Origin of the sequence: Mesorhizobium sp. B2-1-3, assembly GCF_006442495.1 — a bacterium.
GTDB lineage: Bacteria > Pseudomonadota > Alphaproteobacteria > Rhizobiales > Rhizobiaceae > Mesorhizobium.
In genome coordinates this window covers 63036-79257 of record NZ_VFWL01000015.1, presented here as the reverse complement: position 1 = coordinate 79257, position 16222 = coordinate 63036, and the positions used below count along the sequence as shown (strand labels likewise).

Annotated in this window: 17 protein-coding genes; 7 read left to right on the top strand and 10 right to left on the bottom strand. The window is 62.7% G+C overall.

What is annotated here, in order from left to right; translation table 11 throughout:
• Positions 1-32 precede the first annotated feature (32 nt).
• Positions 33-431, bottom strand: coding sequence for a hypothetical protein (locus FJ973_RS22540; protein WP_140498872.1), 399 nt, complete (start codon positions 429-431; stop codon positions 33-35).
• 313 nt (positions 432-744) lie between these two features.
• On the opposite strand from FJ973_RS22540, the gene urtA reads away from it, so the two are divergent.
• From urtA to FJ973_RS22510, 6 genes are all read left to right on the top strand, one after another.
• The gene (gene urtA, locus FJ973_RS22535; protein WP_140498870.1) at positions 745-2055 is read left to right on the top strand and encodes an urea ABC transporter substrate-binding protein; all 1311 of its coding nucleotides are present in this window, start codon (positions 745-747) and stop codon (positions 2053-2055) included.
• 106 nt (positions 2056-2161) lie between these two features.
• Positions 2162-3778 carry an urea ABC transporter permease subunit UrtB gene (urtB, locus tag FJ973_RS22530; protein ID WP_140557772.1) on the top strand — a complete coding sequence of 539 codons (1617 nt, stop codon included), beginning with the start codon at positions 2162-2164 and terminating at the stop codon, positions 3776-3778.
• On the top strand, positions 3775-5004 hold the full coding sequence (gene urtC / locus FJ973_RS22525; protein ID WP_140557770.1) for an urea ABC transporter permease subunit UrtC: 1230 nt from the start codon (positions 3775-3777) through the stop codon (positions 5002-5004). The genes urtB and urtC overlap by 4 nt, the downstream gene beginning before the upstream one ends.
• A gap of 6 nt (positions 5005-5010) precedes the next feature.
• The gene (gene urtD, locus FJ973_RS22520) at positions 5011-5757 is read left to right on the top strand and encodes an urea ABC transporter ATP-binding protein UrtD (protein WP_140557769.1); all 747 of its coding nucleotides are present in this window, start codon (positions 5011-5013) and stop codon (positions 5755-5757) included.
• A gap of 69 nt (positions 5758-5826) precedes the next feature.
• Complete coding sequence (urtE, locus tag FJ973_RS22515; RefSeq protein ID WP_140557767.1) at positions 5827-6522, top strand: urea ABC transporter ATP-binding subunit UrtE; 696 nt, start codon at positions 5827-5829, stop codon at positions 6520-6522.
• A 230-nt stretch (positions 6523-6752) separates the two neighbouring features.
• A complete protein-coding gene (locus tag FJ973_RS22510) occupies positions 6753-6929 on the top strand; it encodes a hypothetical protein (RefSeq protein ID WP_140498860.1) in 177 nt (58 codons plus the stop codon).
• 51 nt (positions 6930-6980) lie between these two features.
• On the opposite strand, the gene FJ973_RS22505 is transcribed toward FJ973_RS22510, so the two are convergent.
• The 9 genes from FJ973_RS22505 to FJ973_RS22465 form a co-directional block, all read right to left on the bottom strand.
• The gene (locus FJ973_RS22505) at positions 6981-8132 is read right to left on the bottom strand and encodes a GGDEF domain-containing protein (protein ID WP_140557766.1); all 1152 of its coding nucleotides are present in this window, start codon (positions 8130-8132) and stop codon (positions 6981-6983) included.
• A 112-nt stretch (positions 8133-8244) separates the two neighbouring features.
• Complete coding sequence (locus FJ973_RS31455; RefSeq protein WP_140557764.1) at positions 8245-8502, bottom strand: hypothetical protein; 258 nt, start codon at positions 8500-8502, stop codon at positions 8245-8247.
• Positions 8503-8640: 138 nt separating this feature from the next.
• A complete protein-coding gene (locus FJ973_RS22495) occupies positions 8641-9453 on the bottom strand; it encodes a DUF72 domain-containing protein (protein WP_140557762.1) in 813 nt (270 codons plus the stop codon).
• A gap of 42 nt (positions 9454-9495) precedes the next feature.
• Positions 9496-9966 (bottom strand): GNAT family N-acetyltransferase, encoded by a 471-nt coding sequence (locus FJ973_RS22490; protein ID WP_140557761.1) that lies wholly within the window; start codon positions 9964-9966, stop codon positions 9496-9498.
• Between the two features lie 28 nt (positions 9967-9994).
• Positions 9995-12916: an excinuclease ABC subunit UvrA gene (gene uvrA / locus FJ973_RS22485; protein ID WP_140515305.1), complete on the bottom strand. Its 2922-nt coding sequence runs from the start codon at positions 12914-12916 to the stop codon at positions 9995-9997.
• Positions 12917-13624: 708 nt separating this feature from the next.
• Positions 13625-13906, bottom strand: a complete 282-nt coding sequence (locus tag FJ973_RS22480) for a hypothetical protein (RefSeq protein WP_140557825.1) — start codon at positions 13904-13906, stop codon at positions 13625-13627.
• Positions 13907-14001: 95 nt separating this feature from the next.
• Positions 14002-14607, bottom strand: a complete 606-nt coding sequence (locus FJ973_RS22475) for an ATP-dependent Clp protease proteolytic subunit (protein ID WP_140498846.1) — start codon at positions 14605-14607, stop codon at positions 14002-14004.
• 31 nt (positions 14608-14638) lie between these two features.
• Positions 14639-15142, bottom strand: a complete 504-nt coding sequence (locus tag FJ973_RS22470) for an SRPBCC domain-containing protein (RefSeq protein WP_140515306.1) — start codon at positions 15140-15142, stop codon at positions 14639-14641.
• The gene (locus FJ973_RS22465) at positions 15139-15453 is read right to left on the bottom strand and encodes a metalloregulator ArsR/SmtB family transcription factor (RefSeq protein ID WP_140515307.1); all 315 of its coding nucleotides are present in this window, start codon (positions 15451-15453) and stop codon (positions 15139-15141) included. The genes FJ973_RS22470 and FJ973_RS22465 overlap by 4 nt, the downstream gene beginning before the upstream one ends.
• A 236-nt stretch (positions 15454-15689) precedes the next feature.
• Here FJ973_RS22465 and FJ973_RS22460 point away from each other — a divergent pair, with 236 nt between their 5' ends.
• On the top strand, positions 15690-16202 hold the full coding sequence (locus tag FJ973_RS22460) for a single-stranded DNA-binding protein (protein ID WP_140498840.1): 513 nt from the start codon (positions 15690-15692) through the stop codon (positions 16200-16202).
• Positions 16203-16222 lie beyond the last annotated feature (20 nt).

Below are 16222 nucleotides of genomic sequence, written 5' to 3'. Positions count from 1 at the left end.
CGACCGGGGTTCCGCGCCATTTTTCTCGACTTTCAGCCCTTGGTGCAGGTCGAGGCGGTGAAGGCGCCGTCGGGCTGTCTCATGATGATGTCGAACGAGGGCGGGCCCTGACCATCCAGAGTTGCCTGAGTGAGGGACAACGAGTTGCCGCCGGCGGTGTAGCCGCCGAGCGGTCCCAGCCAGGAGATCACCCCATTTGCGTCCATCTGGTAATTGTAGCCCTGCTGGGCGGTCCCGAAGGTGACTGGGCCGGTATAGACGTTTCCCTTGATGGTGATGTCGCCGAGGTTGAGGAACATGCCGAGCAGGTAGACCTCGCAATGATAAATGCCGTCGGGCATCTTGCCGTCGCTGAAGTCGGCTCGCGCCGCCCCGGTCGCCGCCGCCAGAAACAATAGGCCGGTAGAGATGCGTGAAATTCCGGATGCCATGACGTCGCTCGGTTGAGGGGCGAACTTGCCCCATTTGTGTGCCGTACCGCAATATCTGTCGCGTGCGGCCCGCGTCCGGAGATCAAAATCTAGGCATTTGGAGAAATTGGACGAAAATTAGGCAAAAACCGTGTGCGCTGCGCAAATTTCCCTCAACCAATTTTTAACCGGCCCTCACGCTTTCTCTAAGCACGATATGTCAATCCACTGATAATATTGAGCATTAACTCCTTCCACGAAACCGCCTCGGCGATTGGCATGGGGGTTGCTTCGTAGTGTTGCGTTGCAATCAATCAGCTTGGGAGTGTCAGGCATGAGGGGTAATTTCTCGACAATAACAAAAATGTTTTCGGCGGGCGTGGTCGCTGCCGGCCTGTCGATGTCGGCGCCCGCGAAGGCGGCCGACGACACGATCAAGGTCGGCATCCTCCATTCGCTGTCCGGCACGATGGCGATTTCGGAGACGACGCTGAAGGATGCCATGCTGATGCTCATCGACGAGCAGAATGCCAAGGGAGGCCTGCTCGGCAAGAAGCTCGAAGCGGTCGTCGTCGATCCGGCGTCCAACTGGCCGCTCTTCGCCGAGAAAGCGCGCGAGCTGATCTCCAAGGACAAGGTCGCGGCGGTGTTCGGCTGCTGGACCTCGGTGTCGCGCAAATCGGTGCTGCCGGTGTTCTCGGAACTCGACAACATCCTGTTCTATCCCGTCCAGTATGAGGGCGAGGAGAGCGAGCGCAACGTGTTCTATACGGGCGCGGCGCCGAACCAGCAGGCCATTCCGGCCGTCGACTATCTGATGAGCGAGGATGGCGGCTCGGTGAAGCGATGGGTGCTGGAAGGCACCGACTATGTCTATCCCCGCACCACCAACAAGATCCTCGAGGCCTATCTGAAGGCCAAGGGCGTCGCGGCGGAAGACATCATGGTCAACTACACGCCGTTCGGTTTCTCGGACTGGCAGACCGAAGTCTCGGCAATCAAGAAGTTCGGTTCGGCCGGCAAGAAGACCGCCGTCGTCTCCACCGTCAACGGCGACGCCAACGTGCCGTTCTACAAGGAACTGGGCAACCAGGGCATCAAGGCCGAGGACATCCCGGTCATGGCCTTCTCGGTCGGCGAGGAGGAGCTTGCCGGTCTCGACACGGCGCCGCTGGTCGGCCATCTCGCCGCCTGGAACTACTTCGAGAGCGTCGACACGCCCGAGAACAAGAAGTTCATCGCCGACTGGCACAAGTTCATCAAGAACGACAAGCGCACCACCAACGACCCGATGGAGGCCCACTATATCGGCTTCAACATGTGGGTGAAGGCGGTCGAGAAGGCCGGCACCACCGATCCGGACAAGGTGATTGACGCCATGGTCGGCGTCTCGGTGCCGAACCTGACCGGCGGCTATTCGACGATGATGCCGAACCATCACATCACCAAGCCGGTGCTGATCGGTGAAATCCAGGCCGACGGCCAGTTCGAGACGGTCTCGCGCACGCCGGGGCTGGTGATGGGCGACGAGTGGTCGGATTACCTGCCCGACTCCAAGGACTTGATCTCCGATTGGCGGGCGCCTCTGTCCTGCGGCAACTTCAATGTCGCCACCGGCAAATGCGGCGGCAAGGGCACAAACTGATCCTCCCGGGCTGGACCTTCAGGTCCATGCCCATGACCGCGAGCGTCCGGACGGTTCCTTCGCCGTCCGGACGTCCAACTCAACCCTGAAGAGTCGCCTGACGCCGATGAACCTTTTCCGCGCACTTGGCCTGACACTGCTGTTCTTGCTGGCGACGCTGTCGTCATCGGGCGCCGGCGAAGCCGATCTGCGTGGCATCATCGCCAAGTTCGCCGCCGCCAAGGGTTTTTCGGAGACGGGAGCTGTCGTTCACGACCTGGCGGCGACCGGCGATCCGGCAGTGGAGTGGCCTCTTGCGGCACTCGCCGATGGCAATCTTTACATCCGCAAGATCGATTCCCTGGTCTTCGTCGGCAAGGAAGGCGGCGAACGGGTCCAGCTTTTCGACCCGCTGAGCGGTGAGCCATCCGGTGAAGCAGCCAAGGACGACATCACCAAGATCAAGGTCAACAACACGCTGCGCCGCACCATCCGCGATGCGCTGGGCACGCTGACGCTTGGCGCCAAGGATCCGGCCGTGCGGCTCGCCGCCGCCGACACCATGTTCAAGACGCCCGATTCCGCAAACATCGAGCCGCTCGACGCTGCGATCGCCAATGAGACGGTCGCCAGTGTCAAGACCTTGCTGGAACAGGCTCGTGCCGCGTCGATTCTGAGCTCGGATCGGCCTGATGCCGACAAGCTCGCGGCAATCGCCCTGATCGGCGCGCGCGGCGACCGCGATGCGGTATCGCTGCTCACCTCGGCAGGGGCCAATGCCTTGGGCGCAGTGCAGGAAGCCGCGACGGCGGCTATCGCCAACATCAATTCGACGCTGGCCCTGTGGGACGCCGGACAGAACATCTGGTATGGCATTTCGCTGGGCTCGGTGCTGCTGCTGGCAGCGATCGGGCTTGCCATCACCTTCGGCGTCATGGGCGTCATCAACATGGCGCATGGCGAGATGGTGATGCTCGGCGCCTACACGACCTTCGTCGTCCAGCAGGTGATCCGCACGTCGTTTCCCGGCCTGTTCGACTGGTCGCTGGTCATCGCGCTGCCACTTGCCTTCCTGGTCGCGGGGCTTGTCGGCCTCGCCATCGAGCGCGGCATTATCCGCTTCCTCTACGGCCGGCCGCTGGAGACGCTGCTGGCGACATGGGGCGTTTCGCTGATCCTGCAGCAGGCAGTGCGCTCGATCTTCGGGCCAACCAACCAGGAGGTCGGCAATCCCTCCTGGATGTCGGGTTCGTTCGATGTCGGCCAGCTTGCCATCACCTGGAACCGGCTCTGGATCCTGGTCTTCGCGCTTAGCGTCTTTGCCGTGCTGCTCTATGTGATGAAGCGCACCCCCTGGGGCCTACAGATGCGCGCCGTCACCGCCAACCGCCGCATGGCCGCCTCTATGGGCATCAGGACGCCATGGGTCGACGCGCTGACCTTCGCGCTCGGCTCCGGCATTGCCGGCATTGCCGGCGTGGCGCTCAGCCAGATCGACAATGTCTCGCCCAATCTCGGCCGCGGCTACATCATCGACAGTTTCATGGTCGTCGTCTTCGGCGGCGTCGGCAATCTGTGGGGCACGCTGGTCGGCGCCTTTTCGCTGGGCATCGTCAACAAGTTCCTGGAACCCTATGCCGGCGCCGTGCTCGGCAAGATCGTCGTGCTGGTGCTGATCATCCTGTTCATCCAGAAGCGCCCGCGCGGCCTGTTCGCGCTCAAGGGCAGGGCGGTGGAAGCATGATGTCGGGACGCTTCTTCGCCGCGGGCGCGGACCGCCGCATCGCCATCACCATTTTCATCCTGCTCGCGGCCGCGATCGTCGGCCCTCTGCTCAATCTTGCTGTGTCACCGACGAGCGCCTTCTACGTCCCGCCCTATATCGTGGCGCTGACCGGCAAATATCTCTGCTACGCGCTGCTTGCCTTGGCGCTCGATCTTGTCTGGGGCTATTGCGGCATCCTTTCGCTCGGCCACGGCGCCTTCTTCGCGCTCGGCGGCTACGCGATGGGCATGTATCTGATGCGCCAGATCGGCCCGCGCGGCGTCTATGGCAACCCGATCCTGCCTGATTTCATGGTATTCCTGAACTACAAGGAGCTGCCCTGGTTCTGGACCGGCTTCGACCATTTCTGGTTCGCCGGCCTCATGGTGCTCGCGGTGCCCGGCCTGCTCGCCTTCGTCTTCGGCTGGTTCGCCTTCCGCAGCCGCGTCACAGGCGTCTATCTCTCGATCATCACACAGGCGATGACCTATGCGCTGCTGCTCGCCTTCTTCCGCAACGACATGGGCTTCGGCGGCAACAACGGCCTGACCGATTTCAAGGACATTCTGGGCTTCAACGTCCAGGCCGACGTGACCCGCTCGGCGCTGTTCGCGGCCAGCGCGGTGATGCTTGCGCTCGGCGTCTTCGTCACCTGGGCGATCGTCGGCTCCAAATACGGCAAGCTGCTGATGGCGGTGCGCGATGCCGAAAGCCGCACCCGCTTCCTCGGCTGGCGGGCTGAGAATGTGAAGTTGTTCGCCTTCACGGTTTCAGCTGTCATGGCCGGCGTCGCGGGCGCGCTTTACGTGCCGCAGGTCGGCATCATCAATCCGGGCGAATTCGAACCCTCCAATTCGATCGAGGTGGTGATCTGGGCCGCGGTCGGCGGGCGCGGCACCATCATCGGGCCGATCATCGGTGCGCTGCTGGTCAACGCCGGAAAATCCTGGTTCACCGGCGTGCTGCCTGAACTGTGGCTGTTCGCACTCGGCGGCGTGTTCGTCGCCGTGACGCTGCTCTTGCCGAAAGGCATCATCGGCATGTGGGATAGCCGGCGCGGCAACGCCAAGGCGCTGCGCGCGGCATCGTTGGCCGAGGAGGCCGGCGCCGATGGTGAAATCGCGCCGTCCAAAGTCGTGCAGGCGGCGGCCAGAACACCCGGCGAATGGTCCTCGTCCAGCCTCGAACCACAGCCGGCGGAGTAACGAGCGATGTCGAAGTCGAACACCATTCTCTATCTCGACGGGGTCTCGGTTTCCTTCGACGGCTTTCGCGCCATCAACAATCTGTCGCTGGTGCTCGACAAGGGGGAGATGCGCGCCATCATCGGCCCCAACGGCGCCGGCAAGACCACGATGATGGACATCGTCACCGGCAAGACACGGCCCGACGAGGGCGAGGTGTTCTTCGACGGCCAGGTCGATCTCACCAGGCATGACGAGGCCGAGATCGCCATGATGGGCATCGGCCGCAAATTCCAGAAGCCGACGGTTTTCGAAAGCCATACGATCGAGGAAAATTTGATGCTGGCGCTGAAGGGGCCGCGCTCGATCTTCCCGGCGCTGTTCCATCGACGCTCGCCCGCCGAGACGCGGCAGATCGATGACATCCTCGGGACCATCCGGCTCGGCGACAAACGCGACGAGCTCGCCGCCAATCTCAGCCATGGGCAGAAGCAGTGGCTGGAGATCGGCATGCTCCTGGCGCAGGATCCGAAGCTGCTGCTGGTCGACGAGCCGGTCGCCGGCATGACCGACGCCGAAACCGAGGAAACCGCGCGCCTGCTCAAGGAGATCGCCCGCGACCATTCGGTGATCGTCGTCGAGCATGACATGCATTTCGTGCGCGAGCTCGGCGTCAAGGTCACCTGCCTGCATGAGGGCTCGGTGCTTTCAGAAGGCACGCTCGATTTCGTATCTGCCGATGAACGCGTCGTCGAAGTCTATCTGGGGAGATGAGCATGGTTTGGCGGGTGCAATTCCATCGCTTCGATCTTGCCTTCCTCCGGTTCTGGAGAAGGCGCTGACATGCTCGAAGTTTCCGATGCCACGCTCCACTACGGCGCCGCCCAGGCGCTGCGCGGCGTGTCGCTGAAGGCGGGCGCCGGCAAGATCACTTGCGTGCTCGGCCGCAATGGCGTCGGCAAGACCAGTTTGATGAGATCGATCGTCGGCCACCACAGGCTGACGAGCGGAAGCGTTGCCTTCGAGGGGAAGGCGCTCGACCGGAGCGCGGCGTATGACCGCGCCCGGTCGGGCATCGCATTCGTGCCGCAGGGCAGGGAGATCTTTCCGCTGCTCAGCGTGCGGGAAAACCTTGAATCGGGATTCTCGCCCCTGAAACGGGCCGACCGCAACGTGCCGGCGCATGTCTTCGAATTGTTTCCGGTGCTCAAGCAGATGCTTGGCCGCCGCGGCGGCGATCTCTCCGGCGGCCAGCAGCAGCAGCTCGCCATCGGCAGGGCGCTGGTGATGCGGCCCAAGCTTCTGGTGCTCGATGAGCCGACGGAAGGTATCCAGCCGTCTGTTATCAAGGACATCGGCCGCGCCATCCGCTATTTGCGCGACCAGGCCGGCATTGCGGTTCTTCTCGTGGAGCAATATCTCGACTTCTGCCGCGAACTCGCCGACGAAGTCAACATCATGGACCGCGGCCAGATCGTCCATACTGGTCCTGCCGAAGATCTCGACCGGGCGGATGTCAGGAAGTTCCTGACGGTGTAAATCCATCTCCTGATGAAAGATTACTCAATCTTTCTTCAACACCCGCTGGCAGGCTCAATACTACATGCTAGTCTTCCGATGGCTTTGTGAGTCGGCCGCTTCCGTATCAGTCTGGTTTGTCGCAGATCGAGGTGGGCGACGGGCAAGTTCCGCGCAAGCATGCGTTCCTAGCATCCTCCCTGCGATCTCTGTCGTTCAACGCGTTTGGGCATACAGGCCAAGGGGCAGCCATGGAACGTTACGTCGAGGACTACCAGAAGCGGCGGCTCACAGAGCGCGTCGACATCATCACAGCCATCAACATTCTGAAGTCCCAGGGCTATGACCACGACGAGCTGATCGAGGAGATCACCAAGGTCTTCTATGTCGACCTCGATGCCTTCAATGAAATTGTCATGGCGGCGTAAAAGCCGCATTCGGCCATTCAACAATGATGGGCACGGCATTGATGCGCTTGGTCAGCTAGCGCGCCGGAATGGAGAGGCGGTGACGCGGTTGCGGCCGCCGCGCTTGGCGGCATAGAGCGCCTTGTCGGCGGCGCTGAGCACCTTGTCGAAGCTCAGGCCCTCTTTGGTGCCGAAAGCAAAGCCGGCGCTGACGGTGCACGTCAGGGGACCGTTCTCGGTGTCGATGCGGCGCGCGGCGAACGAGGTTCGTATCGCCTCGGCCGTGTTTTCCACTGTTTCGGGCAAAGTCCGCTTCAGCACCACCGCGAACTCCTCGCCCCCCATGCGCGCGGCGACATCGGTCGGGCGAAGGTTGCCGGCAAGCTCCTTGGCGAACACTTTCAGCACCTCATCGCCCGTCGCGTGGCCGAACTGGTCGTTGATGGCCTTGAAGCTATCGAGGTCGAACACGACCACGGCGGTAAAGGCGCCGACGGGAGAATCGCCAAAGAGGTCGAACAGCGCGCGGCGGTTGAGCAGGCCGGTCAGCTGATCCGTCAGCGCGTTGCGGCGGTGATGCCCCGCCAGACGCCCCTGGTTGAGGGCCAGCGACAAGGCGCCGATGCCGGTCATGCTGGCGATGACGACGATGAGGCTGAGATCCTCGGCCCAGTTCCTTGGCGCATGGCTCAGGATCAGCTTGCCGTCCCATGCCAAAACCGTCGCGCAGAGCAGGAAGGACATGGCGGTCGCCGAATAGAGTGCGGCGGCGCCGATGGTAAGCGCTGGGGCCTCGGCGCGGCCCTTCCAGTATTCGGCGGCGGTTGCGAACAGGAGCAGGGCCGCGAACAGATTCTCGAACATGAAGCCGAGCCCGTCATAGCCGAGAGCCATGGGCGGCAGCGCCACCGCCAGCGAAATGCCGCTGCCGATTAAAATCCTGGAGACCGGCGAGCCGCCGCTTCTGAATTGGTAGGCGGCGCCCAGCATCATGGAGAAGCCGACCAGCAGCAAGGTGAAGGTGGCGATGCCGAGGCCGCGCCTGGGCGCGTCGATATAGGCGTCATAGGTGAAGACCTCGCCCACCACCAGCAAGGCGCTGAGCGCCCAGGTGAGCAGGAACTTGTCGGTGCGGGCGGTGAGCCATGTGCCGAACAGCGTCAGGCTCAGGCAGGCAGCGGAGAAACCGACCGCCAGCAGAAGTGAGTTGTAGTCGAGCGACATGCCCCTCGTTCCTTGCCCGCGACGACCCTGCAGCCTGACGTTGCTGGAGTCATGACGCAAGGAAGTGTCGATAAGGTTACGATCGCGGCGAAAAAGCCAAGCTTGCACGGCGTTAGAGGACTACCGCCGACAGGAGCAGAACCGCACCGACCGCCATCATCAGCAGACCCGGCCAATTCTGTGACACGCCTAGGAAACCGAGGCCGCGCCGGCGTGGCTCAAGCGTCGGGGCCTGCCTTGCGAGATTTGGCATCCGTCGATCCGAAGCTGCAGGTGCCGGATCGCTGAGCCGTCCACGCCTGAGAGCTGCGCCCGCCATATACACAACGCCGGCGACGATGAGAAACGCACCGATAAGGATGACAGCCATCCTTCCTCGCTTTTCTGCTGGTTTTCCCGCGCGGGAACCCGCCACCAAGGCAAAACGACGATGACGCCTTGAGGTTCCGACAGAGGCTGTTGACGCCGGCAATTCATGCAAATGGAAATAGCCGCAGAGGCTTGCCGCTTAGCTGGTTTCTGTCACTCGCTTCATCAGCGCCATGGCGCCGAAGGGCGCGCGCACCTTGCCCTCGGTGATGAAGTAGACGAACACGTCGCGCGGTTGCACCGGCGCGTCGGTAGCAGGGTCGGCGCGCCGCAAATCGGCCGGCTGCTTGCCTTCCGCCCAGACCTTGGCCCGCGCCGCCCATTCATCGAGGCCTTTTGGCGTGTAGCAGTCGGGATTGTCATCCGAGCCGGTCTGCAGCCGCGCATAGATGAAATCGCCGGTGATATCGGCGATATCAGGATATTTGGCGTGATCGGCATAGACGATGGCCGCCTTGTATTTGCGCGCGAGGGCCGCGAATTCCGGCACGACAAAGCTGTCGTTGCGAACTTCGAGCGCGTGGCGCAACGCGACACCGTCTTGGCTTTCCGGCAACAACTTCAGAAAAGCCTCGAAATCGTCGGGATCGAATTTCTTTGTCGGCGCGAACTGCCAAAGGATCGGCCCAAGCTTATCGCCGAGCGCGGCGACGCCGGAGCCAAGGAAACGCATCATCGATTCACCGGCTTCGCCCAGCACGCGGCGGTTGGTGACGAAGCGGTTGCCCTTCAGCGAGTAGACGAAACCGTCGGGGGCCTCATTGGCCCATTTGACGAAGGTCGGTTCCTTGAAGCTGGAATAGTAGGTGCCGTTGACCTCGATGCTCGGTACCTGCCGGCTGGCGTATTGCAACTGCTTGGCCTTGGGGAGTTTTTCCGGGTAGAAGGACGTGTCCCACGGCTCGAAGGTCCAGCCGCCCATGCCGGCGCGGATTGTTCCCGATTTGCTCATTGTCGTCCTCCCGTTTCAGAAGTCTGGCCGCGTTCAGAAAAATCAGGCCATCGTGACCTCGTCGACCGGCTTTGCCATGTCGACGAGCACCCATCCTGGCCGGTAGGGATTGGGCCGGCGACCCGTTTCGCGATAGCCGTAGGCCAAATAGAGCGCGATGTTGCGCTCCATTTTCGCATTGGTGTAGAGCCGCACCTCCGGCACGCCCCACAGGCGCGCCTGCTGATCCGCATGTTTCAACAATGCGATGCCGAAGCCCTTGCCCTGAAATCCTGGCGCCACCGCGACGGAGAAGATCATCGCGTGGTCTTCGTGCCGCTCCAGGACGATCAGCCCGGCCAGGTCGCCGCCGCTCTCCAGCAGCCAGGCCTCGCCGCGTTCGATGCGCGGCGCATAGTCTTCGGTGACCGGGATCGGCGGCGCGCCCAACAGCGCGGTGTAGGGCGCGTAGGCATCCGTGGTCAGAGTCATGACGGCGGTGACATCCGGGGCGAGGGCTTTCCTGATCTTCATTCCGGAGGTTCCCAACGCCAGCCCGCCATCACTCCGCTGCTTCGCGCTTGCCTCCGGGGCGTCGCTCCAGCAATTCCTTGAGGAATTGGCCGGTGTAGCTGCGTTTTTCGCGCACGATCGCTTCCGGCGTGCCGGAGGCGACCAGCTCGCCGCCGCCGTCGCCACCCTCGGGGCCGAGGTCGAGCACCCAGTCGGCGGTCTTGATCACTTCGAGATTGTGCTCGATCACCACCACCGTGTTGCCCTGGTCGACCAGTTCGTGCAGCACTTCCAGCAGCTTGGCGACATCGTGAAAGTGCAGGCCAGTGGTCGGCTCGTCTAGGATATAGAGCGTCTTGCCGGTCGCCTTGCGCGACAGCTCCTTGGCGAGTTTTATCCGCTGCGCCTCGCCGCCCGACAGCGTCGTCGCCTGCTGGCCGATATGGATGTAGCCGAGGCCGACCTGCTTCAGCGTGTCGAGCTTATCGCGCACGCCGGGCACGGCGGCGAAAAAATCGACGCCTTCCTCGACCGTCATGTCGAGCACGTCGGCGATCGACTTGCCCTTGAACAGCACGTCGAGCGTCTCTCTGTTATAGCGCTTGCCGTGGCAGACGTCGCAGGTGACGTAGACGTCGGGCAGGAAGTGCATCTCGATCTTGATGACGCCGTCGCCCTGGCAGGCCTCGCAGCGGCCGCCCTTGACGTTGAAGGAGAAGCGGCCCGGTTGGTAGCCGCGCGCCTTGGCTTCCGGCAGGCCCGCGAACCAGTCGCGGATCGGCGTGAAGGCGCCGGTATAGGTGGCGGGGTTGGAGCGCGGGGTCCGTCCGATCGGCGACTGGTCGATGTCGATGACCTTGTCGAGGAACTCCAGGCCCTCGATGCGGTCGTGCTCGGCCGGATGCTCGCGCGAGCCCATGATGCGGCGCGAGGCCGCCTTGAACAGCGTTTCGATCAGGAAGGTCGATTTGCCGCCGCCCGATACGCCTGTGACGGCGGTGAAGGTGCCGAGCGGAATTTCGGCGGTGACGTTCTTCAGATTGTTGCCGCGTGCGCCGACGACTTTCAGGCGGCGGTTCTTCTTCGCCTCGCGGCGAACCGCAGGTGTCGCCACTTCGAGCTCGCCCGAAAGGTATTTGCCGGTGATCGAATTCGGGTTGGCCATCACCTGCTGAGGCGTGCCCTGGGCAATGATTTCGCCGCCATGGATGCCGGCGGCCGGGCCGATGTCGACGACGTAGTCGGCATGCAGGATGGCATCCTCGTCATGCTCGACCACGATGACCGTGTTGCCGATGTCGCGCAGGTGCTTCAGCGTGTCGAGCAGGCGCGCATTATCACGCTGGTGCAGGCCGATCGACGGTTCGTCCAGCACGTAGAGCACGCCGGTGAGGCCGGAGCCGATCTGCGATGCCAGCCGGATGCGCTGGCTCTCGCCGCCCGACAGCGTGCCGGAATTGCGCGACAAAGTGAGATAGTCGAGGCCGACGTCGTTGAGGAAGCGCAGCCGCTCGCGGATTTCCTTGAGCACGCGCACGGCGATCTCGTTCTGCTTGTCGTTGAGCTGCGCCGGCAGGTCGGTGAACCACTGGTCGGCCTTGCGGATCGACTGTTCGGTCACTTCGCCGATGTGCTTGCCCGCGATCTTCACCGCCAGCGCTTCCGGCTTCAGCCTGTAGCCACGACAGGCCGGGCAGGGGGTGGCCGACATGAAGCGCTCGATTTCCTCGCGCATCCAGGCGGATTCGGTCTCTTTCCAGCGCCGCTCGAGGTTGGGGATGACGCCCTCGAAGGTCTTGGTCGTTTTGTAGGAGCGCAGGCCGTCATCATACTGGAAGGTGATCTCGCGCTCGCCTGTGCCGCGCAGGATGGCTTCCTGGGCTTCCCCGGTCAAATCCTTGAACTTGTCGCCGAGCTTGAAGCCGTAAGCCTTGCCGAGAGCCTCCAGCGTCTGCACGTAGTAGGGTGAAGTCGATTTCGCCCATGGGCTGACGGCGCCGTCGCGCAGCGAGACGTTCTCGTCGGGGACGACCAGATTGGGATCGATGGCGCGCTGGCTGCCCAGCCCGTCGCAGGTCGGGCAGGCGCCGAACGGGTTGTTGAACGAGAACAGCCTGGGCTCGATCTCGGGAATGGTGAAGCCGGAGACCGGACAGGCGAATTTTTCCGAGAACAGGATGCGCTCATGCGTCTCGTTCTTCGACTTGTTGACCGAATCCTCGCCCGTCTGACTGGCATCGAGCGGCTTATCGGCGAACTCCGCCACCGCCAGCCCCTCCGCGAGCTTCAGCGCGGTCTCCATGGAATCGGCAAGGCGCGTTGCGAGGTCGCCACGCACGACGATGCGATCCACGACCACGTCGATGTCGTGCTTGTATTTCTTGTCGAGTGGCGGCACATCAGCGATCTCATAGAAGACGCCGTCGACCTTGACGCGCTGAAATCCCTTTTTCTGCAGCTCGAGCAATTCCTTGCGGTACTCGCCTTTGCGGCCGCGCACGATCGGCGCCAGGATGAACAGGCGCGTGCCTTCCTCGACCGCCAGCACGCGATCGACCATCTGCGACACCGTCTGGCTCTCGATCGGCAGTCCGGTGGCGGGCGAATAGGGTACGCCGACACGCGCGAATAGAAGCCGCATGTAGTCGTATATCTCGGTGACGGTGCCGACCGTCGAGCGCGGGTTCTTCGAAGTGGTCTTCTGCTCGATGGAGATGGCCGGCGAAAGGCCGTCGATCTGGTCGACATCCGGCTTCTGCATCATTTCGAGGAATTGCCGCGCATAGGCCGACAGGCTCTCGACATAGCGGCGCTGGCCTTCGGCATAGATGGTGTCGAAGGCAAGCGACGATTTGCCGGAGCCCGACAGGCCCGTCATGACGATCAGGCTGTCACGCGGCAGGTCGAGATCGACATTCTTCAGATTGTGTTCGCGCGCCCCGCGAATGGAAAGATATTTATGGTCGGCCATTGCCGGTCGCCGCCTCAGATCTGGAATTTGTGGGATCGGCGGGTTTTCCCCGGCCGTCCCCTATGTAGGTATTTTTGCCGCCGCGTCGAGAGACGCCACAATTCTCGACCAAGTCGTTTAACCGTCTTTCGCACGAACGGGCAAGCGGAAAGAACAAAGACCGAACACGCTCCTGACAAAAGCGGTGGAGCAGGCGGCGTGGTTCCCATCAGGGGATATGTCGCTCGATCACAATTTTTCCGATCGGACATCGAGCGGTTGACGTCCCCGGCTGAGGGGAGCAGACTCCACACGTCAATGAAGCCGGCTGTCTTTCGATGGCCTCGCCGCCCAAAGGCGGCCTGCGAGACGCCGCGGGCTACTGCGATCAGTGCTTCTGACGACGATTGTCGCAACGGACACAGGAGTGGAGCATGACGCCACCGGACAGTCCCTTGAGGCTCCAGCAGTGACTGGAGCCGCGGCAGGCATGAATGCCAGGGAGACGCGAGCGCCTTCCGACGTGACCCTGCCGGATGCACCAAAATCAGAGACTACTGGTCGGATCGTCGGCTGAACGCCGCGAAGCATCCGAAATCGAAAGCCGGTAAAACATTCCCGGCGAAAGATTGGATTATAGATCCAGAAAAGCCCCGTCCGTTTGCTAAAAGCACGGCGGGGCTGCTCTTTTGGGGGAACGCGCAGGTACTGACGGCCCCGACATGTCAGCTACCGCGGCGGTTTGATCCCGCCAGCGCCGACATCGACCGTGATGCTGCCGGAAATACTGACATCGGTATCGCCGATCTTGAACCGGCCGTTACCGTTGGCGGGGGAGGCGTCATCGGGTTCGGGCTGCGGGGCCGGCTTGGCGATGCGATAATCGCCGGCCACACCGGGCAGGCTGCCTTTCTGGCTGTCGTTGGCAAAGGCGCCGCCGGCCAGCATGAGCGCACCGGCGAAAATAGTGACGGCAAGACGCCAAGGTCGGAATAAGCGGCTGTCGATCATCGGGCGGTTATAGCGCCGCCCCGCCGAGGTGGCCAGACCGGCGGTCATCAAATCGCCGGACGGCGGGGCGTCGCAATTCATCGTGCTTGTGCCGGTCACGCCGCCTTTTTGCGGGTATCGTAGACATGATCGACGAGACCCCATGCCTTCGCTTCCTCGGCGGTCATGAAATAGTCCCGGTCGAGCGTGCGCTCGACCTCTTCATAGGTGCGGCCGCAATGACGCGCATAGAGTTCGGTCATCTGCCGCTTGGTGCGCAGGATGCCTTCGGCGTGACGCTGGATGTCCGATGCCTGACCCTGGAAGCCGCCCAGCGGCTGGTGCAGGACGAGGCTGGCGTTGGGCAGCGCGATGCGCCGTCCCGGCGTGCCAGCCATCAGCAGGAACGAAGCCATCGAGGCGGCAAAGCCCATGCACACCGTCGACACCGGACAGCTGACATATTGCATCGTGTCGTAGATGGCGAAGCCGCTGGTCACCACGCCGCCAGGCGAGTTGATGTAAAGCGAGATCTCCTTGTCGGGATTATCCGATTCCAGCGACAGAAGCTGGGCGCAGACCAGCGCCGACATGCCGTCGTTGATCTCGCCGTTGATAAAGACGATGCGCTCGCGCAGCAGCCGCGAGAAAATGTCGAAGGCGCGCTCGCCGCGGCTCGACTGCTCGATCACCATCGGCACCAGATTGGCAAAACCGGTCATCGTCTCTCTCCGTTTTTCATGTGTCGGCCACTCAAGCGGCGCGCTGCAGAAGGCAAAATGAATTGGCTGCGGGGCGGCGGCCGGAGGCACGCGCAGCGAATGAAAGCCGGCAGCCGGCGCCTGCCATGGTCACCATGGGCCTGGCGGCGGATGTCGCCGCACGGGCAAAGCCTTCATGGATAATATGCAGATGCGTGCCGCCCGAAACGGTGCGGGCGAGCGTGAAGGTGACGATGCTGTCGAGCGGGTTCCGTTCCTCGTCGGGCCGCGGCTGTTCCCGCCAGGAATAGCGAAGCCTTTTTCCGGGCTCGGCATCGAGGATCTCGCATTCGATCGGCGCATCCGGCCCGGCAAAGGCGAAATTGCTGCCGATCTCAGGATTGATGTCGTTGGGCATCATCCAGGCCGCAAGCAATTCGGGCACGGTCAGCGCCCGCCATACCTTTTCCGGCGGCTCGGGGAGATCGCACTCGAACTCGATCGCGTCGGGGGCGGTCCGCGCAGGGCTTTCGTCGGTCACTGGTGCGTGCGTCATTGGTCCATGTCCTTGAGAACCGTCCTCAGTTTTTCGATGCGCTCGGGCCAGAACGTCCGGTAGCGTTCGATCCAGCCAAGCAGCGGGTCGAGCCCTTGCGGATCGGCGCGGTAATAGGCGTTGCGGCCCGCCCGCCGCTCGACCACCAGGCCTGCGCCGCGCAGCACCGCCAGGTGCTGCGACACAGCCGGCTGCGATACCGTCATGCCGGTGCGCAGCTGCGACACCGTCATCTCGCTGGTGGCGAGGCGTTCATAGACGGCGCGTCGGGTGGGGTCGGCCAGCGCCCGGAAAATTTCCGCTTCGATCATGGCGAAAGCATAAGTCGATACTTATCGATTTGGCAAGCGATGTTTTACGGCCCATATGAAGGGAAGCTGGCGGCTCCGGCATTGCTGCCATTCCTTGACAATGAGCGGCGATGCATATAGGAACGAAAAGAGAACAAAAACCTTGTGGGAAAAGGCAGCCACAGCAGGCAACGGGTGTGCGCAACCTGTAAGGTGCTGCGACAAAAATTTGTTTCGGACGAGCGCGGAGAAGTATCATGGCGGGTAGCGTCAACAAGGTCATTCTGGTCGGCAATCTCGGAGCGGACCCGGAGATCCGCCGCCTGAATTCTGGCGAGCCGGTCGTCAACATCCGCATCGCAACATCGGAAAGCTGGCGCGACAAGAATTCCGGCGAGCGCAAGGAAAAGACCGAGTGGCACAATGTCGTCATCTTCAATGAGGGCATCGCCAAGGTTGCCGAGCAGTATCTGAAGAAGGGCATGAAGGTTTATGTCGAGGGCCAGTTGCAGACACGCAAATGGCAAGACCAGACCGGTGCCGACAAATACACGACGGAAGTCGTGCTGCAGAGATTCCGCGGCGAGCTGCAGATGCTGGACGCGCGCGGCCAGGGTGAGGGCGGCCAGGTCGGGGGTTATTCCGGCGGCGGCAGCCGTGGTTCCGATTTCGGCCAGTCCGGCCCGAACGAAGGCTTCAATCGTGGCGGCGGCGCTCCCAAGGGCGGCGGGGGTTCGTCGCGCGAGCTGGACGACGAAATTCCGTTCTGAGCATCGACACGGCGTGACGG